Annotated in this window: 13 protein-coding genes; 10 read left to right on the top strand and 3 right to left on the bottom strand. The window is 59.7% G+C overall.

Going from position 1 to position 15,352, the window contains the following annotated elements; translation table 11 throughout:
• Nucleotides 1-29 precede the first annotated feature (29 nt).
• Together ACA041_RS03780 and ACA041_RS03775 are read right to left on the bottom strand one after the other, a co-directional pair.
• Nucleotides 30-596, bottom strand: a complete 567-nt coding sequence (locus ACA041_RS03780; protein ID WP_497439935.1) for a response regulator transcription factor — start codon at nt 594-596, stop codon at nt 30-32.
• Complete coding sequence (locus ACA041_RS03775; protein WP_095129467.1) at nt 589-1,851, bottom strand: ATP-binding protein; 1,263 nt, start codon at nt 1,849-1,851, stop codon at nt 589-591. The genes ACA041_RS03780 and ACA041_RS03775 overlap by 8 nt, the downstream gene beginning before the upstream one ends.
• 319 nt (nt 1,852-2,170) lie before the next feature.
• Between ACA041_RS03775 and ACA041_RS03770 the strand changes: the two genes are divergently transcribed.
• From ACA041_RS03770 to ACA041_RS03730, 9 genes are all read left to right on the top strand, one after another.
• Nucleotides 2,171-2,887, top strand: coding sequence for an SIMPL domain-containing protein (locus ACA041_RS03770; RefSeq protein ID WP_497439934.1), 717 nt, complete (start codon nt 2,171-2,173; stop codon nt 2,885-2,887).
• 516 nt (nt 2,888-3,403) lie between these two features.
• Complete coding sequence (locus ACA041_RS03765; protein ID WP_497439933.1) at nt 3,404-5,029, top strand: ABC transporter substrate-binding protein; 1,626 nt, start codon at nt 3,404-3,406, stop codon at nt 5,027-5,029.
• A gap of 305 nt (nt 5,030-5,334) precedes the next feature.
• Complete coding sequence (locus ACA041_RS03760; RefSeq protein ID WP_497439932.1) at nt 5,335-6,936, top strand: ABC transporter substrate-binding protein; 1,602 nt, start codon at nt 5,335-5,337, stop codon at nt 6,934-6,936.
• Between the two features lie 169 nt (nt 6,937-7,105).
• Nucleotides 7,106-8,539 (top strand): OprD family porin, encoded by a 1,434-nt coding sequence (locus ACA041_RS03755; protein ID WP_497439931.1) that lies wholly within the window; start codon nt 7,106-7,108, stop codon nt 8,537-8,539.
• Between the two features lie 78 nt (nt 8,540-8,617).
• The gene (locus ACA041_RS03750; RefSeq protein WP_497439930.1) at nt 8,618-10,213 is read left to right on the top strand and encodes an ABC transporter substrate-binding protein; all 1,596 of its coding nucleotides are present in this window, start codon (nt 8,618-8,620) and stop codon (nt 10,211-10,213) included.
• Nucleotides 10,214-10,287: 74 nt separating this feature from the next.
• Complete coding sequence (locus ACA041_RS03745; protein WP_064679756.1) at nt 10,288-11,298, top strand: ABC transporter permease subunit; 1,011 nt, start codon at nt 10,288-10,290, stop codon at nt 11,296-11,298.
• A 10-nt stretch (nt 11,299-11,308) separates the two neighbouring features.
• Nucleotides 11,309-12,220 (top strand): ABC transporter permease subunit, encoded by a 912-nt coding sequence (locus ACA041_RS03740; RefSeq protein WP_497439929.1) that lies wholly within the window; start codon nt 11,309-11,311, stop codon nt 12,218-12,220.
• Between the two features lie 10 nt (nt 12,221-12,230).
• A complete protein-coding gene (locus ACA041_RS03735; RefSeq protein ID WP_497439928.1) occupies nt 12,231-13,199 on the top strand; it encodes an ABC transporter ATP-binding protein in 969 nt (322 codons plus the stop codon).
• Nucleotides 13,199-14,179 carry a peptide ABC transporter ATP-binding protein gene (locus ACA041_RS03730; RefSeq protein ID WP_064679758.1) on the top strand — a complete coding sequence of 327 codons (981 nt, stop codon included), beginning with the start codon at nt 13,199-13,201 and terminating at the stop codon, nt 14,177-14,179. The genes ACA041_RS03735 and ACA041_RS03730 overlap by 1 nt, the downstream gene beginning before the upstream one ends.
• 190 nt (nt 14,180-14,369) lie before the next feature.
• Here the strand turns inward: ACA041_RS03730 and ACA041_RS03725 are convergent, their stop codons facing one another.
• Complete coding sequence (locus ACA041_RS03725; protein WP_497439927.1) at nt 14,370-14,603, bottom strand: hypothetical protein; 234 nt, start codon at nt 14,601-14,603, stop codon at nt 14,370-14,372.
• A gap of 202 nt (nt 14,604-14,805) precedes the next feature.
• On the opposite strand from ACA041_RS03725, the gene ACA041_RS03720 reads away from it, so the two are divergent.
• A complete protein-coding gene (locus ACA041_RS03720; RefSeq protein ID WP_497439926.1) occupies nt 14,806-15,153 on the top strand; it encodes a nuclear transport factor 2 family protein in 348 nt (115 codons plus the stop codon).
• Nucleotides 15,154-15,352 lie beyond the last annotated feature (199 nt).

The following is a 15,352-nucleotide window of genomic DNA, read 5'->3' as shown; positions in this document are numbered from 1 at the left end:
CGGTGTGACACCAATTGTTCAGCACCGGTTCAGCGACGGACCGGACGCTTCTGCAGTTTGCGCTGCAGCGTACGGCGGTGCATGCCCAGGGCGCGGGCCGTGGCGGAGATATTGCCTTCGTGTTCGGTCAGCACGCGCTGGATATGTTCCCACTGCAGGCGGTCCACGGACATCGGGTTTTCCGGCACCAGGGTGTCGAGGTCGGCGTGCTCGGAAAGCAGCGCAGCCAGCACATCGTCGGCGTCCGCCGGTTTGCACAGGTAGTTGCAGGCGCCGCGCTTGATCGCCTCGACCGCGGTGGCGATGCTCGAGTAACCGGTGAGGATCACCACGCGCATTTCCGGGTCCAGCTCCAGCAGCTTGGGCAACAGGACCAGGCCGGAATCGCCGTCCATTTTCAGGTCCAGCGCGGCGTAGTCCGGCAGATCGGCCTGGGCAATGATCAGGCCTTCTTCGGCGGAACCGGCGGTGCTGACGCGAAAACCGCGGCGGGACATGGCGCGGGCCATGACCCGGGTGAATGTTGCGTCGTCGTCCACCAGCAGCAAATGTGGCAGTTCTTCGCCTTCGCCTTCGACTGGGATATCGTCACTCATGTTCGTCTCCTCGGGCGACACGTGGCAGGCGCAGCTCGGTGAGCGTGCCGCCTTCCTCATGACTGTAGAGTTTCACTGAGCCGCCGGCGCGTGTCACGCTGGCCTTGCTCAAAAACAGGCCAAGGCCGAAACCTTTGCCCTTGGTGGTAAAAAACGGCTTGCCGATCTGCTCGGCAATGGCCAGCGGCACACCGGCGCCGTGGTCGCGGATGCTGATCGTCAGGTCCTCGGCATTCCAGTCCAGCGTCACTTGCAACCCTTCGGGGCAAGCGTCGGCGGCGTTGTTGAGCAGATTCAGCAGCGCCTGGGTCAGGTCCGGGGGCGGCGCCATGCGGGGCACAGTCCCCTGGCCCAGGCGCTGGAAGCGATAACTGGCTTCGGGGCGCATCAGGTGCCAGCGGTTGAGCGCTTCGTCGAGCCAGTCGGTGACGTCCTGCATCTCGACCGCCAGACGGCGATTGGCCTCCGCCGCCCGAACCAGTTGCTGCAAGGTTTCCTTGCAGAGCTTGACCTGATCCTGCAGTACGCTCAGGTCGTCCTGCAACATCGGGTCGTGGTGGTCCTGACGCATTTCCTTGAGCAACACACTCATGGTCGCCAGCGGCGTGCCCAGTTCATGGGCGGCACCGGCCGCCTGGGTCGCGACGGCCAGCAGTTGCTGATCGCGCAGTCCCTCTTCGCGACGGATGGCACGCAGCTCTTCCTGACGGCGCAACTCTTCGGCCATGCGCGCGGCGAAGAACGTAATGACCGCCGCGGCCAGGGCGAAGCTCAGCCACATCCCGTATACCTGCAGGTTTTCCCGAGCGATCGGGAAGGTCTGCAGCGGGTAGAACCGCGCCAGCAACAGGGTGTACATCGTCAATGCGATGCCGGACAGAATTACCGAATACCGCCACGGCAAGGTCACGGCAGCGATGGTCAGCGGCACCAGGTAATAAGAGACGAAAGGGTTGGTTGAGCCACCGGAAAAATACAGCAGGGCGCTGTGGATAAACAGATCGCACGCCAGCTGCACGGCATATTCAAGCTCGGTGACCGGCCACGAAGTGCGCAGGCGAATCGCCGTGAACGCGCACAGCAGCATCGAGCAACCCAGGGTCGCGGCCAGTTGAAACCAGGGCAGCGGCAACAGATCGAGCCAGTAAGCCAGGCCCACGGAACCGGCCTGGGCAGCCAGCACCAAAGTGCGGATGAACGTCAGCCGCCAGAGATTCTGGCGAGTCGCGGAAGTGATTTGAACGGGGGCGAGCATGAGCTCTCCTGATGAGCGCTCCAGGCGGATCGCAGGGAGTATAACCAAGCACGGGGGCTGGCAGGCGAAAGTGCGGCAAACGGCCACATGGCGGGAAAGATTACGGCGTCTATAAGGCCGCCTTCGCGAGCAGGCTCGCTCCCACATTAGAATGCGTTCTCCTGTGGGAGCGAGCCTGCTCGCGATTGGCTGCGAAGCGGCCACCTACCATCATCTGTATAGAAGTTGTAACAGCGCGAACCAGATCATTAAAGCCAGAGTCTGATAGTTTCACGCAGGCCCGGACCTTTAACCCCTGCGCATCGCCCAAGGAGTTTTCATGCACACATTTCGCCGCAGCGCCGCCCTTCTTGCCCTTAGCGCAGGCGCCGTCGCCAGTCTCCCGGCCCTGGCCGCCGACGAGTTGCATTACAACCAGATCGCCCTGCGCGCCGAAGTCAGCCAGGAAGTGGCCCGCGACCTGATGATCGTGACCCTCTATACCGAAGAACAGAACAGCGACCCGGCCAAACTTGCCGCCGACGTCAGCACCACCATGAACAAGGCGCTGGCCCAGGCCAAGCAGGTCAAGGACATCACCCTGCGCCAGGGCAGCCGCAACAGCTACCCGATCTACGACACCAAGGGCCAGAAAATCACCGGCTGGCGTGAACGCGCCGAACTGCGCCTGGAAAGCTCCGACTTCGCCGCCCTGTCGAAACTGACGGGCGAACTGCTCACCGACCTGAAAATGGGCGGCATGGACTTCGCCATCGCCACGCCAACCCGCAAGGCCAGCGAAGACGCCCTGCTCAAAGATGCCGTCACCGCCTTCAAAGCCCGCGCACAACTGGCGACCGACGCTCTCGGCGGCAAGGGTTACAAGATCGTCAACCTGAACTTGAACAGCAACGGTTATCCACAGCCGTACATGCGCGGACCGATGATGATGAAAGCCGCGAGCATGGACAGCGCGCCGGTGACCCCGGAAGTTGAAGCGGGCACCAGCCAGGTCAGCATGACGGCGGATGGGTCGATTGAAGTATTGATGCCTTGATTCGTTAACCCGTACCAAAAAAAACGGCGATCACCGGAGTGATCGCCGTTTTTTATTGCCGGGCCGAAATTCATTTAGTGCCTCCCGGGTTTGCGTATAACCGGGAAAGGTGGGTCGGCTGTCAAGACGCCTTCGCGAGCAGGCTCGCTCCCACAATGGGATCGGGTACAGCCGCGAGATCAGGTCGGCTGTCAGGCGGCAGTACCAAAAACCGCATCTGGCCAAGCAACAAATTGCCGATAGGTATAAATAAGTAACACCACGCGCCAATAGGGTGCGCCAGGCGCCCCGGTTGCCCTATTCCGATACGCAGGTTGCACCACAAAAACCGCGCGCAAACGGTCAAATGCGCAGATATTTATACATATGCGACATTAAGGTACGTTCGTGCCACTGTTTAAGGTTTGTAGCGGATCCGGATCTTGCATTGGGTATGGCCCCTGCATAAGTATCCGCAGGCACGACTCACGAGGTCGTCCTCTAATTCCAAAAATGACAACAAATCATGAGGCCACCATGCTTAAACACGCGGTCATTCCGTTTTTAGTCGGCGCCGGCCTGTTGGCCAGCGCACCTTTCGCCCAAGCGGCGACTAACCTGGTGTTCTGCTCCGAAGGGAGCCCGGCCGGTTTTGATCCGGGTCAGTACACCACCGGAACCGACTTCGACGCCTCTGCTGAAACCATGTTCAACCGCCTGACTCAGTTCGAGCGCGGCGGCACCGCCGTTATTCCTGGCCTGGCGACCAGCTGGGACATCTCCACAGACGTGCTGACTTACACCTTTCACCTACGTGAAGGCGTCAAGTTCCACACTACCCCGTATTTCAAACCGACTCGTGAGTTCAACGCCGACGACGTGCTGTTCACCTTCAATCGCATGATTAACAAGGATGACCCGTTCCGCAAAGCGTACCCGACCGAATTCCCGTACTTCACCGACATGGCCATGGACACCAACATCGCCAAGGTCGAGAAGGTTGACGATCACACAGTCAAATTCGTCCTGAACAGCGTTGACGCAGCCTTCATTCAGAACCTGGCCATGAGCTTCGCCTCCATCCAGTCTGCCGAGTACGCCGCCCAGCTGCTCAAGGAAGGCAAGCCAGGCGACATCAACCAGAAGCCGATCGGCACTGGCCCGTTCGTGTTCAAGAGCTACCAGAAAGACTCCAACATCCGCTACACCGGGAACAAGGACTACTGGAAGCCTGAAGACGTCAAGATCGATAACCTGATCTTCGCCATTACCACCGACCCGTCGGTACGTATCCAGAAGCTGAAGAAAAACGAGTGCCAGATCACGCTGTTCCCGCGTCCTGCCGACTTGAAAGCACTGCGCGAAGACAAGACCCTGAAGCTACCGGAACAGGCTGGCTTCAACCTGGGCTACATCGCCTACAACGTCATGCCCGTGCTCAAGGGCCGCACTGACAACAACCCGCTGGCTGACTTGCGGGTCCGCCAGGCGCTGGACATGTCGGTGAACAAGGCACAGATCATCGATTCGGTATATCAGGGCGCCGGCCAGCTGGCTGTCAACGCCATGCCACCGACCCAATGGTCCTATGACACCACCATCAAGGATGCCAAGTACGACCCTGAGAAAGCCAAGGAGCTGCTCAAGGAAGCCGGCATCAAGGAAGGGACCCAGATCACTCTGTGGGCCATGCCGGTACAGCGTCCGTACAACCCGAACGCCAAATTGATGGCTGAAATGCTGCAGTCGGACTGGAAGAAAATCGGCCTGAACGTCAACATCGTCAGCTACGAATGGGGCGAGTACATCAAGCGTTCCAAGGGTGGCGAGAACCAGGCGATGATCATCGGCTGGAGCGGCGACAACGGTGACCCGGACAACTGGCTCAACGTGCTGTTCGGCTGCGACTCGCTGAGCGGCAACAACTTCTCCAAATGGTGCGACAAGGACTTTGACAAGCTGGTCAAAGACGCCAAGAAGACCCCTGACCAGGCCAAGCGCACCGAACTGTACAAGCAGGCGCAACACCTCCTCAAAGACCAGGTTCCCATGACACCTATCGCGCACTCGACGGTGTTCCAACCCATGCGCGCCAACGTGCAGGACTTCAAGATCAGCCCATTCGGCTTGAACTCCTTCTACGGCGTCAGCGTCAGCAAATAAGGTGGTGCAACGGCGACGTTTTTGACGTCGCCGTTGCGTTATCTACCGAGAAAGCAGGAATTTGCCTACGTCCTGATCCACTGCGAAATACAGCAGAGGTCTAGGACGTATCGCCTTTTCCTACGAGTTTTTAGGACTTTTCGCATTTACTGCCGGACCCACGATTCATACCGTCGGGATCCGACCAGTTGATCTGTGAGCTCTCGGTTATTGCTGCACGTCATGGCTTGAGATCAATGAGGCCTCCACGTCCCCGGGCGGGACAAAGTCTCATTGTCAAAAACACTAAAAAAATAGGGAGCGTCATGCGCCATTCCTTGGTTTTTTCCGCATTGCTGGGCACCGGCCTGTTGGCCGCCAGTTCCATCAGCCTGGCGGCCAGCAACAGCCTGGTGTTCTGCTCCGAAGGCAGCCCGGCGGGCTTCGACACCGCGCAGTACACCACCGCGACCGATAACGACGCGGCCGAGCCGTTGTACAACCGACTGGCAGAGTTCGAAAAAGGCGCCACCAACGTAGTACCCGGTCTGGCAACAAGCTGGGATATTTCCGAGGACGGCCTCAAGTACACTTTTCACCTGCGCGAAGGGGTGAAATTTCACACAACGGCGTACTTCAAGCCGACCCGTGACTTCAACGCCGATGACGTGCTGTTTACCTTCAATCGCATGCTCGATCCGCAGCAACCCTTCCGTAAGGCTTACCCGACCGAATTCCCGTACTTCAACGGGATGAGCCTGAACAAGAACATCGCCAAGGTCGAGAAGACCGGCCCGCTGACCGTGGTCATGACGCTTAACAGCGTGGACGCCGCGTTCATCCAGAACATCGCCATGAGTTTTGCCGCCATTCTCTCGGCCGAATACGCCGACCAGTTGCTGGCGTCCGGCAAGCCGAGCGACATCAACCAGAAGCCGATCGGCACCGGCCCGTTCGTGTTCAAGAGCTACCAGAAAGACTCCAATATCCGTTACAGCGGCAACAAGCAGTACTGGGACCCCAGCCGGGTGAAACTCGATAACCTGATCTTCGCCATCAACACCGACGCCTCGGTGCGAGTGCAGAAGCTCAAGGCCAACGAGTGCCAGATCACCCTGCACCCGCGCCCTGCCGACGTGACCGCACTGAAGAACGACGCCAGGCTCAAGCTTATCGAAAAGCCTGGTTTCAACCTCGGTTACATCGCCTACAACGTGCGTCACAAGCCCTTCGACCAGCTCGAAGTGCGCCAGGCACTGGACATGGCGGTGAACAAGCAAGGCATTCTCAACGCCGTTTACCAGGGTGCCGGTCAATTGGCGGTCAACGCCATGCCGCCGACCCAATGGTCCTACGATGACACCATCAAGGATGCCGCCTACAACCCGGAAAAAGCCAAGGAACTGCTCAAGGCTGCCGGCGTGAAGGAAGGCACCGAAATCACCCTCTGGGCGATGCCGGTCCAGCGCCCTTATAACCCCAACGCCAAATTGATGGCCGAGATGCTCCAGGCCGACTGGGCCAAGATCGGTCTCAAGGTCAAGATTGTCAGCTACGAATGGGGTGAATACATCAAGCGCACCAAGAACGGCGAACACGACGTCAGCCTGATCGGCTGGACGGGTGACAATGGCGATCCGGACAACTGGCTCGGCACGCTTTACAGCTGCGACGCCATTGGCGGCAACAACTACTCCATGTGGTGTGATCCGGCTTACGACAAGCTGATCAAGCAGGCCAAGGTCGTCACCGACCGTGACCAGCGCACCGTGCTCTACAAACAGGCTCAGCAATTGCTCAAGCAGCAAGTGCCGATCACGCCTGTCGCCCACTCGACGGTCAACCAGCCGTTGAGCGCCAAAGTCGAAGGATTCAAGGTCAGTCCTTTCGGCCGCAACGTGTTCTCGGGTGTCAGCCTGGAAAAATAACCGATTAGCCAGAACCGCTGGGGGCGCTTGCGCCCTCACGCAAGCGTATTGCCGCAATTCGCCAAATTGACCTGCTGCAAACGTTTGCGATGCCTTGTATGAGTTCTAACCAATAGCCGGATCACCAAAAAAAGACCGGCATAAAAAAAGAAAGTAAGGAGCTTCACCCATGAAACTGAGCAGCACCGCGTTATTGGCCCTGGCCATCAGCAGCGTCACCGCCACGGCCTACGCAGAATCCCAGAGCCAGGCGTTTACCCCGGTTACCGTGAAAGAGAAAAGTGCCCAGAGCGAGGCCACCGGCTTCGTCGAAGGTCAGTCGATCAGCGGCACCACGCGTAACTGGTATGCAAACGAGCAACTCAAACGTGGTGGCCAGTTCGCCTACAAGAAAAACGGCGTGTCGACCGATACCGATCGTCGTATCAACTGGGTGCAAGGCACCATCATCAAGTACAACTCCGGTTTCACCGAAGGCACCGTGGGGATCAGCACCGAAGTGGCGGCGTACAACGCCATTGCCCTGGATCGTGATCGCAAGGACCTGGCGTCCAACAACGGCGGCGCACCGGGCACTCGTCCAGGCGCGGGCAACAATCGTACCCTGACCGAAGAAGGCGGCGACGCCGTAGACCAGTGGAGCAAGCTCGGCCTGGCCAACGTCAAGGCCCGTGTCTCCAACACCACCCTGACTGCAGGTCGCCAGAACTTCAGCAGCCCGATGGTCGATGTGATCGGCAACCGTGCACTGCCTTCGAGCTTCGAGGGTGTGAGCCTGCACAGCGAAGAGCTGGAGAACCTGTCCTTCGACGTGGGCACCTTCGATCGCAACTCTCCGCGCACGGAGCAAAGCCAGCGCAAGTTCCGCACCGAATACGCCAACGGCATCGTTGAGAGCGATCACGTCCACACCGCGGGCATCACCTACACGCCGTTCGCCAGCCTGACCACCAGCCTCTGGGCCACCCAGGCCGAAGACATCTGGAACCAGTACTACTTCGGCGCCAGCCATGTGATGGGCGACAGCCAGGTTTTGAGCCTGACCACTGGCCTGAACTACTACAAGACCCAGGAAGAAGGCAAAGCGCTGATCGGCAACATCGACAACGATACCTACTCCCTGTCGTTCGGCCTGACCCACCAGGCCCATAGCCTGACCTTCTCGTACCAGGAAATTAACGGTGACGAGTACTTCGACTACCTGCACGAAACCAACGGCATTTACCTGGCCAACTCCCTGCTGTCGGACTTCAACGGCCCGAACGAGAAATCCTTCCAGGTGGCCTACGGTCTGAACATGGCCGAATACGGTGTCCCGGGCCTGAAGTTCAACCTCTACAGCGCTCGCGGCTGGGGTATCGACGGTACTCACTACAAGGGTAACGAAGGCGTGGCGGGCAAAGGCTACGACGGCATCCAGGCCCAGGATGGCGAACATCACCAGGAATACGGTATCGGCGCTGCGTACGCCGTGCAGAGCGGCCCGCTTAAAGCCACCGCTATCCGCGCGACCTACACCACTCACCGCGCCAGCGAAAACCAGGCCGATGGCAGCATCAACGAGTTCCGTCTCGTGACCACCATCCCGTTCAACATTCTGTAAATACGCCAGCCAGACGGCTGACTCGTCACGGGTCGGCCGTCCGGCGTTGATCCTTTAACCGATTGCAGAGGGTTCTTGATGAAAATGCTTCCCCTACGTGCGGCCATCGCGGCCGCGTTGCTGAGCATCGCTGTTGGCGTCTCGGCCAAGCCCCTGGTGGTCTGCACTGAAAACAGCCCGGAAGGCTTTGACACAGCCTTGTACACGACTGCAGTCACCGCCGATGCCGCGGCCGAAACCATTTTCAATCGCCTGGCCGACTTCAAGCCCGGCACCACTGAAGTGATTCCGGCGCTGGCAGAGTCCTGGGACATCAGCGAAGACGGCCTGACCTACACCTTCCACCTGCGCAAAGGCGTCAAGTTTCACACCACCGAATACTTCAAGCCGACCCGCGACCTGAATGCCGACGACGTGCTCTGGAGTTTCCAGCGTCAACTGGACCCGAATCACCCGTGGCACAAACAATCGAGCGTGGGCTTCCCTTACTTTGAAAGCATGGGCTTCAAGGACCTGCTCAAGAGCGTGGAAAAAGTTGACGACAACACCGTCAAGTTCACCCTGACCCGTCGCGAAGCGCCGTTCCTGGCTGACATCGCCATGGCATTCGCCTCGATCTATTCGGCCGAGTACGCCGACCAACTGCTCAAGGCCAACAAGACCGGCGACCTGAACAACAAACCGGTCGGCACCGGCCCGTTCGTGTTCCAGCGCTACAACAAGGACGCTCAGGTCCGCTTCAAGGCCAACCCGGACTATTTCCGGGGCAAGCCACCGGCAGACGCACTGATCCTGGCCATCGCCACCGACAACAACGTGCGCCTGCAAAAGCTCAAGGCCAACGAATGCCAGGTCGCGCTGTACCCGAAGCCGGATGACATCCCGAGCATCAAGAAAGACACCAACCTGAAGGTTGATGAACTGAACGCGATGACTGTCTCGTACATCGCCATGAACACCTCGCACAAGTACATGAGTGACGTGCGGGTGCGCAAAGCCATCGACATCGCTTTCGACAAGGAAGCCGCGGTCAACGCGCTGTTCGGTAAAGGCAATGCCACCGTGGCGGTCAATCCGTTCCCGGACACCCTGCTGGGCTACAACCACCAACTGACCAACCCGCCCCGCGACCTGGTCAAGGCGCGCGCCCTGCTCAAGGAAGCCGGCGTGCCGCAAGGCACCGTGTTCACCCTATTCACCCGCAACGGTGGGGGCGCGACCAACCCGAACCCGATGCTCGCCGCCCAGATGATGCAGGCTGACCTGGCGAAGATCGGCCTCACGGTCGACATTCGCGTCATGGAATGGGGCGAAATGCTCAAACGCGCGAAAAACGGCGAACACGACATGGTGGCGGCCGGATGGGCGGGCGATAACGGCGACCCGGATAACTTCCTGACGCCTATGCTCAGTTGCGAGGCCGCTAAAAACGGCGAAAACTACGCGCGCTGGTGCAACGAGAAGTTCCAGGCGCTGCTCGATGAAGCCCGGGCCAAAGTGAACCCGGACGAGCGCGCGGCGCTCTACGAGCAAGCCCAGGCCATTTTCAACCAGGACCAGCCATGGATCAGCATGGCGCACACCCGTATGTTCACCGCAATGCGCAACAACGTAGAGGGCTATCAAATCAGCCCGCTCACCACTAATAATTTCGCCACCACCCAGGCGAAGTAGATAAGAAAACTCCCGGCGTCCCTGACACCAGGGACGCCAGGCACGCCTAACCGGCTGATGAGGTACACCACACGATGTTTAGTTTTATTGCCCGCCGACTGGGGTTGTTGATCCCCACGTTCTTCGGCATCACCTTGCTGACTTTCGCGTTGATTCGCATGATTCCAGGCGACCCCGTGGAAGTGATGATGGGTGAACGTCGGGTCGATCCCGAAATGCATGCTCAGGCAATGGAACGCCTTGGTCTTAACAAACCCCTGTATGCCCAATACCTGGATTACATTGGCAAACTGGCCCAGGGCGATCTCGGCGAATCCCTGCGCACCCGGGAAAGCGTCTGGACCGAGTTCAGCTCCCTCTTCCCCGCGACCCTGGAACTGTCCATGGCCGCCCTGTTGTTCGCCGGCATCCTGGGTCTGCTGGCCGGGGTGATCGCGGCACTCAAGCGAGGATCCCTGTTCGACCATGGGGTGATGGGCATCTCCCTGGCGGGATACTCGATGCCGATCTTCTGGTGGGGCCTGATCCTGATCATGTTCTTCTCGGTGTCCCTGGGCTGGACTCCGGTGTCCGGGCGGATCGACCTGCTCTACGACATCGAGCCGCGGACCGGATTCATGCTGATCGATACGCTGCTGGCCGATGACGTCGGTGCCTTCTTCGACGCCCTGCACCACCTGATTCTGCCGGCCATCGTGCTCGGTACCATCCCGCTGGCGGTGATTGCGCGGATGACCCGTTCTTCGATGCTCGAAGTGCTGCGCGAAGACTACATCCGTACCGCCCGCGCCAAAGGCCTGTCGCCGTCGCGCGTGGTGTTCGTGCATGGCCTGCGCAACGCGCTGATTCCGGTGCTGACCGTGGTCGGCCTGCAAGTCGGCACGTTGCTGGCCGGTGCGGTCCTGACCGAAACCATCTTCTCCTGGCCGGGCATCGGCAAATGGCTGATCGAAGCCATTGGCGCACGGGATTATCCCGTGGTGCAGAACGGCATCCTGTTAATCGCCTGCCTGGTGATTCTGGTCAACTTCGTAGTGGACATCCTCTACGGCTTTGCCAACCCACGCATTCGTCACCAGCGCTGAGATCATGACCATGACCACTCCAATTCCAGCGGCAGCAGTCGATCAAAGCCTGCTGTATCCGTCCCCGTACAAAGAATTCTGGCACGCCTTCTCCCGCAACAAAGGGGCCGTCGCCGGCCTGATGTTCATGTTGCTGGTGATTTTCTGCGCGCTGTTCGCCCCGTGGGTAGCGCCGCATAACCCGAGCGAGCAATACCGCGACTTCCTGCTGACCCCGCCGGCCTGGCTGGAAGGTGGGCAGATGCAATTCCTGCTCGGCACCGATGAACTCGGTCGCGACCTGTTGTCGCGGCTGATCCAGGGCTCACGCCTGTCCTTGCTGATCGGCTTGTCGTCGGTGGTGATGTCGCTGATCCCCGGGATCCTGCTGGGTCTGTTCGCCGGGTTCTTCCCGCGCCTGCTGGGCCCGACCATCATGCGTCTGATGGACATCATGCTGGCCCTGCCGTCCTTGCTGCTGGCCGTGGCGATTGTCGCCATCCTCGGCCCTGGCCTGATCAACACCGTGATCGCCATCGCCGTGGTGTCCCTGCCGTCCTACGTCCGCCTGACCCGCGCCGCGGTGATGGGCGAACTGAACCGCGACTACGTGACCGCCGCACGCCTGGCCGGTGCCGGTCTGCCGCGCCTGATGTTCATCACCGTGCTGCCCAACTGCATGGCGCCGCTGATCGTACAGGCGACCTTGAGCTTCTCCTCGGCGATTCTCGATGCCGCGGCACTGGGCTTCCTCGGCCTTGGCGTGCAACCGCCAACGCCTGAGTGGGGCACCATGCTGGCTTCGGCTCGCGACTACATCGAACGCGCCTGGTGGGTCGTCAGTCTGCCTGGTTTGACCATTTTGCTCAGCGTGCTGGCAATCAACTTGATGGGCGACGGCCTGCGCGATGCGCTGGACCCGAAACTCAAGAACGCCGCCTGAGGAGATTCAAATGTCACTGTTAGAAATCAAGAATCTCAATGTCCGCTTCGGCGACAAGAACGCCGTTCCGGTGGTCGACGGTCTCGACATTACCGTGGACAAGGGCGAAGTCCTGGCCATCGTTGGCGAATCGGGTTCCGGCAAGTCCGTGACCATGATGGCGCTGATGGGCTTGATCGAACATCCGGGAATCGTCACCGCCGACGCCCTGAATTTCGACGGCAAGAACATGCTCAAGCTGAGCAACCGCCAGCGTCGGCAGATCGTCGGCAAAGACCTGGCCATGGTCTTCCAGGACCCGATGACCGCGCTGAACCCGAGCTACACCGTCGGTTTCCAGATCGAAGAAGTGCTGCGCCTGCACTTGAAAATGTCCGGCAAGCAAGCCCGCGCACGGGCCATCGAACTGCTGGAAAAAGTTGAAATCCCGGGCGCCGCCAGCCGTATGGATGCCTACCCGCATCAACTCTCCGGTGGTATGAGCCAGCGTGTTGCGATCGCCATGGCGATTGCCGGCGAACCGAAACTGCTGATCGCCGACGAACCGACCACGGCACTGGACGTAACGATTCAGGCGCAGATCATGGACCTGCTGCTGGCCCTGCAGAAAGAGCAGAACATGGGCCTGGTGCTGATCACCCACGACCTCGCGGTCGTGGCCGAAACCGCTCAGCGCGTGTGCGTGATGTACGCCGGCCAAGCGGTCGAAGTGGGTCAGGTGCCTCAACTGTTCGACATTCCGGCGCACCCGTACAGCGAAGCGCTGCTCAAGGCGATCCCTGAACACAGCCTCGGCGCCTCGCGCCTGTCGACGTTGCCGGGCATCGTCCCCGGTCGTTACGACCGTCCGCAAGGCTGCCTGCTGTCGCCGCGCTGCCCCTACGTGCAGGAAAACTGCCGCACGCAACGTCCGGCCCTTGACCCGAAAAGCCACAGCCTCGCCCGCTGCTTCTACCCGCTGAATCAGGAGGTGGCGTAATGGCCGTCGTACTTACCGCCCGCAACCTGACCCGTCACTACGAAGTGTCCCGTGGCCTGTTCAAGGGTCATGCGACCGTGCGCGCCCTGAACGGGGTGTCGTTCGAACTGGAAGCCGGCAAGACCCTCGCCGTCGTTGGCGAATCCGGTTGCGGCAAATCCACCCTGGCCCGTGCCCTGACCCTGATCGAAGAGCCTTCTTCCGGCTCGTTGAAAATCGCCGGCCAGGAAGTCGCCGGTGCCGACAAGGCCCAGCGCAAGCAGCTGCGCAAAGACGTGCAGATGGTGTTCCAGAGTCCCTACGCGTCGTTGAACCCCCGGCAGAAAGTCGGTGACCAGCTGGCCGAACCGCTGCTGATCAACACCAACCTGAGCGCCGCGGAACGTCGCGAGAAAGTCCAGGCGATGATGAAGCAGGTGGGCTTGCGCCCTGAGCACTACCAGCGTTATCCGCACATGTTCTCCGGTGGTCAGCGCCAGCGGATCGCCCTGGCCCGGGCGATGATGCTGCAACCGAAAGTGCTGGTGGCGGACGAACCGACTTCCGCGCTGGACGTGTCGATTCAGGCGCAGGTGCTGAACCTGTTCATGGATTTGCAGCAAGAGTTCAACACCGCCTACGTGTTCATCTCCCACAACCTGGCCGTGGTGCGTCATGTGGCCGATCACGTGATGGTGATGTACCTCGGCCGTCCGGTGGAAATGGGTCCCAAGGAAGACATCTACACCCGTCCCCTGCACCCCTACACCCAGGCGCTGTTGTCGGCGACGCCAACCATCCATCCGGATCCGGACAAGCCGAAAATCAAGATCGTCGGCGAATTGCCCAACCCGCTGAACCCGCCGTCCGGCTGCGCTTTCCACAAACGCTGCCCGTACGCGACCGAGCGCTGCAGCACTGAAGAGCCAGCCCTGCGCCTGCTCGACAGTCGCCAGGTGGCATGCCATTACGCCGAGCAGTTCCTCGACGGCGCGGCGTAAAAAAATGTGGGAGCGGGCTTGTTCGCGAAGGCGTTATGTCAGTCACATCATTGTCGACAGACAGACCGCATTCGTCGGATCGCCGCCCGGAGCCGGCTCGCTCCCACAGGGGTAATTGATCGGCCCACAGACCTCTTCTACTTCGACGGCGTATCAGTCGGTGCAGAAGAGGTTTTCTTTTACCTGCGTTTTACGTCTGGCTGTCGTCCTCTTCGTCAGTCATCGAGTCGTCATCGCCCTCGCTACCAGCCAGATTCTGGTTACCAGACTCAGATCCGGATTGGGCGATCATCGTCTCACTCTTCGTGTCCTGCCAATTCCAGGCCTGCTTGTCATGCTGCTCACATTCCGCCCACGCCGCTGACGAACCGAGGGACAGCAGCACCAATACCTTCAACAACACACCGCGTAGAAACATGCTCATAGCCGATGCCCTCCTGCCAACGACGAACCCGGATGCCGTGGCGTTGTGCGAGATCCAGATGTGATCGAGCGGGTTCTCAAACCAGGACATTAATGATGGTCGGGAAACGCCATGGCGGACAGATTGGTTTTGCATAATTGCTATGGCGAATGGTTATTTAAGATGGTGTTAACTTTCTACATTTCGAAAGAAGGCTAAAACAATGGATCTGTTGCCAACGTTACTGCAGCTCGAACAACGTCTGATGGTGCAAGCCACCCGACGCGATGCCGAAGAGCTCTCCCGGCTGCTCGCCGACGACTTCACCGAATTTGGCGCCAGTGGCGGCGTCTGGAACAAAACTGACGTGGTCGAGCGACTGCCTGATGAGATTTTCACCGAACGCACCATCAGCGAATTCGCGGTTAAACCGCTCTCGGAGCATACCGCCCTGGTGACCTATCAATGTCACACCGCTGCCAACTCCAGCTTGCGCAGTTCAATCTGGCGCAAGCAGGAAGAGCAATGGCAGATGGTTTTTCATCAGGGAACATGTATTCCGAAGGAATGAATGCAGTCCGCCATGGCTTGTAGGAGCGAGCTTGCTCGCGAAAAACGTCAACGATAACGCGGGTTGCCTGACGAACAGTGGCGTCCTGAAGTCCATCGTCGGAACGCCGCCCGGAGCAAGCTCGCTCCTACAAAGAATTGCGTTAGAATCGAGTAGGAGGCAGATTTACATCTGCCGTCCTCTCACACCACCGTACGTA

The sequence above is a fragment of the Pseudomonas sp. LBUM1676 genome (assembly GCF_059695605.1).
Note: the sequence above shows the minus strand (reverse complement) of the source record. Positions and strands in the feature narration are given on the sequence as shown.

Bases quoted from the DNA above. Each gene is read 5' to 3' on its own strand.
- ACA041_RS03780 (WP_497439935.1), bottom strand. From the start codon at position 596: ATGAGTGACGATATCCCAGTCGAAGGCGAAGGCGAAGAACTGCCACAT.
- ACA041_RS03760 (WP_497439932.1), top strand. From the start codon at position 5,335: ATGCGCCATTCCTTGGTTTTTTCCGCATTGCTGGGCACCGGCCTGTTG.
- ACA041_RS03730 (WP_064679758.1), top strand. From the start codon at position 13,199: ATGGCCGTCGTACTTACCGCCCGCAACCTGACCCGTCACTACGAAGTG.
- ACA041_RS03725 (WP_497439927.1), bottom strand. From the start codon at position 14,603: ATGAGCATGTTTCTACGCGGTGTGTTGTTGAAGGTATTGGTGCTGCTG.
- ACA041_RS03740 (WP_497439929.1), top strand. From the start codon at position 11,309: ATGACCACTCCAATTCCAGCGGCAGCAGTCGATCAAAGCCTGCTGTAT.
- ACA041_RS03775 (WP_095129467.1), bottom strand. From the start codon at position 1,851: ATGCTCGCCCCCGTTCAAATCACTTCCGCGACTCGCCAGAATCTCTGG.
- ACA041_RS03770 (WP_497439934.1), top strand. From the start codon at position 2,171: ATGCACACATTTCGCCGCAGCGCCGCCCTTCTTGCCCTTAGCGCAGGC.
- ACA041_RS03745 (WP_064679756.1), top strand. From the start codon at position 10,288: ATGTTTAGTTTTATTGCCCGCCGACTGGGGTTGTTGATCCCCACGTTC.
- ACA041_RS03765 (WP_497439933.1), top strand. From the start codon at position 3,404: ATGCTTAAACACGCGGTCATTCCGTTTTTAGTCGGCGCCGGCCTGTTG.
- ACA041_RS03720 (WP_497439926.1), top strand. From the start codon at position 14,806: ATGGATCTGTTGCCAACGTTACTGCAGCTCGAACAACGTCTGATGGTG.
- ACA041_RS03735 (WP_497439928.1), top strand. From the start codon at position 12,231: ATGTCACTGTTAGAAATCAAGAATCTCAATGTCCGCTTCGGCGACAAG.
- ACA041_RS03750 (WP_497439930.1), top strand. From the start codon at position 8,618: ATGAAAATGCTTCCCCTACGTGCGGCCATCGCGGCCGCGTTGCTGAGC.
- ACA041_RS03755 (WP_497439931.1), top strand. From the start codon at position 7,106: ATGAAACTGAGCAGCACCGCGTTATTGGCCCTGGCCATCAGCAGCGTC.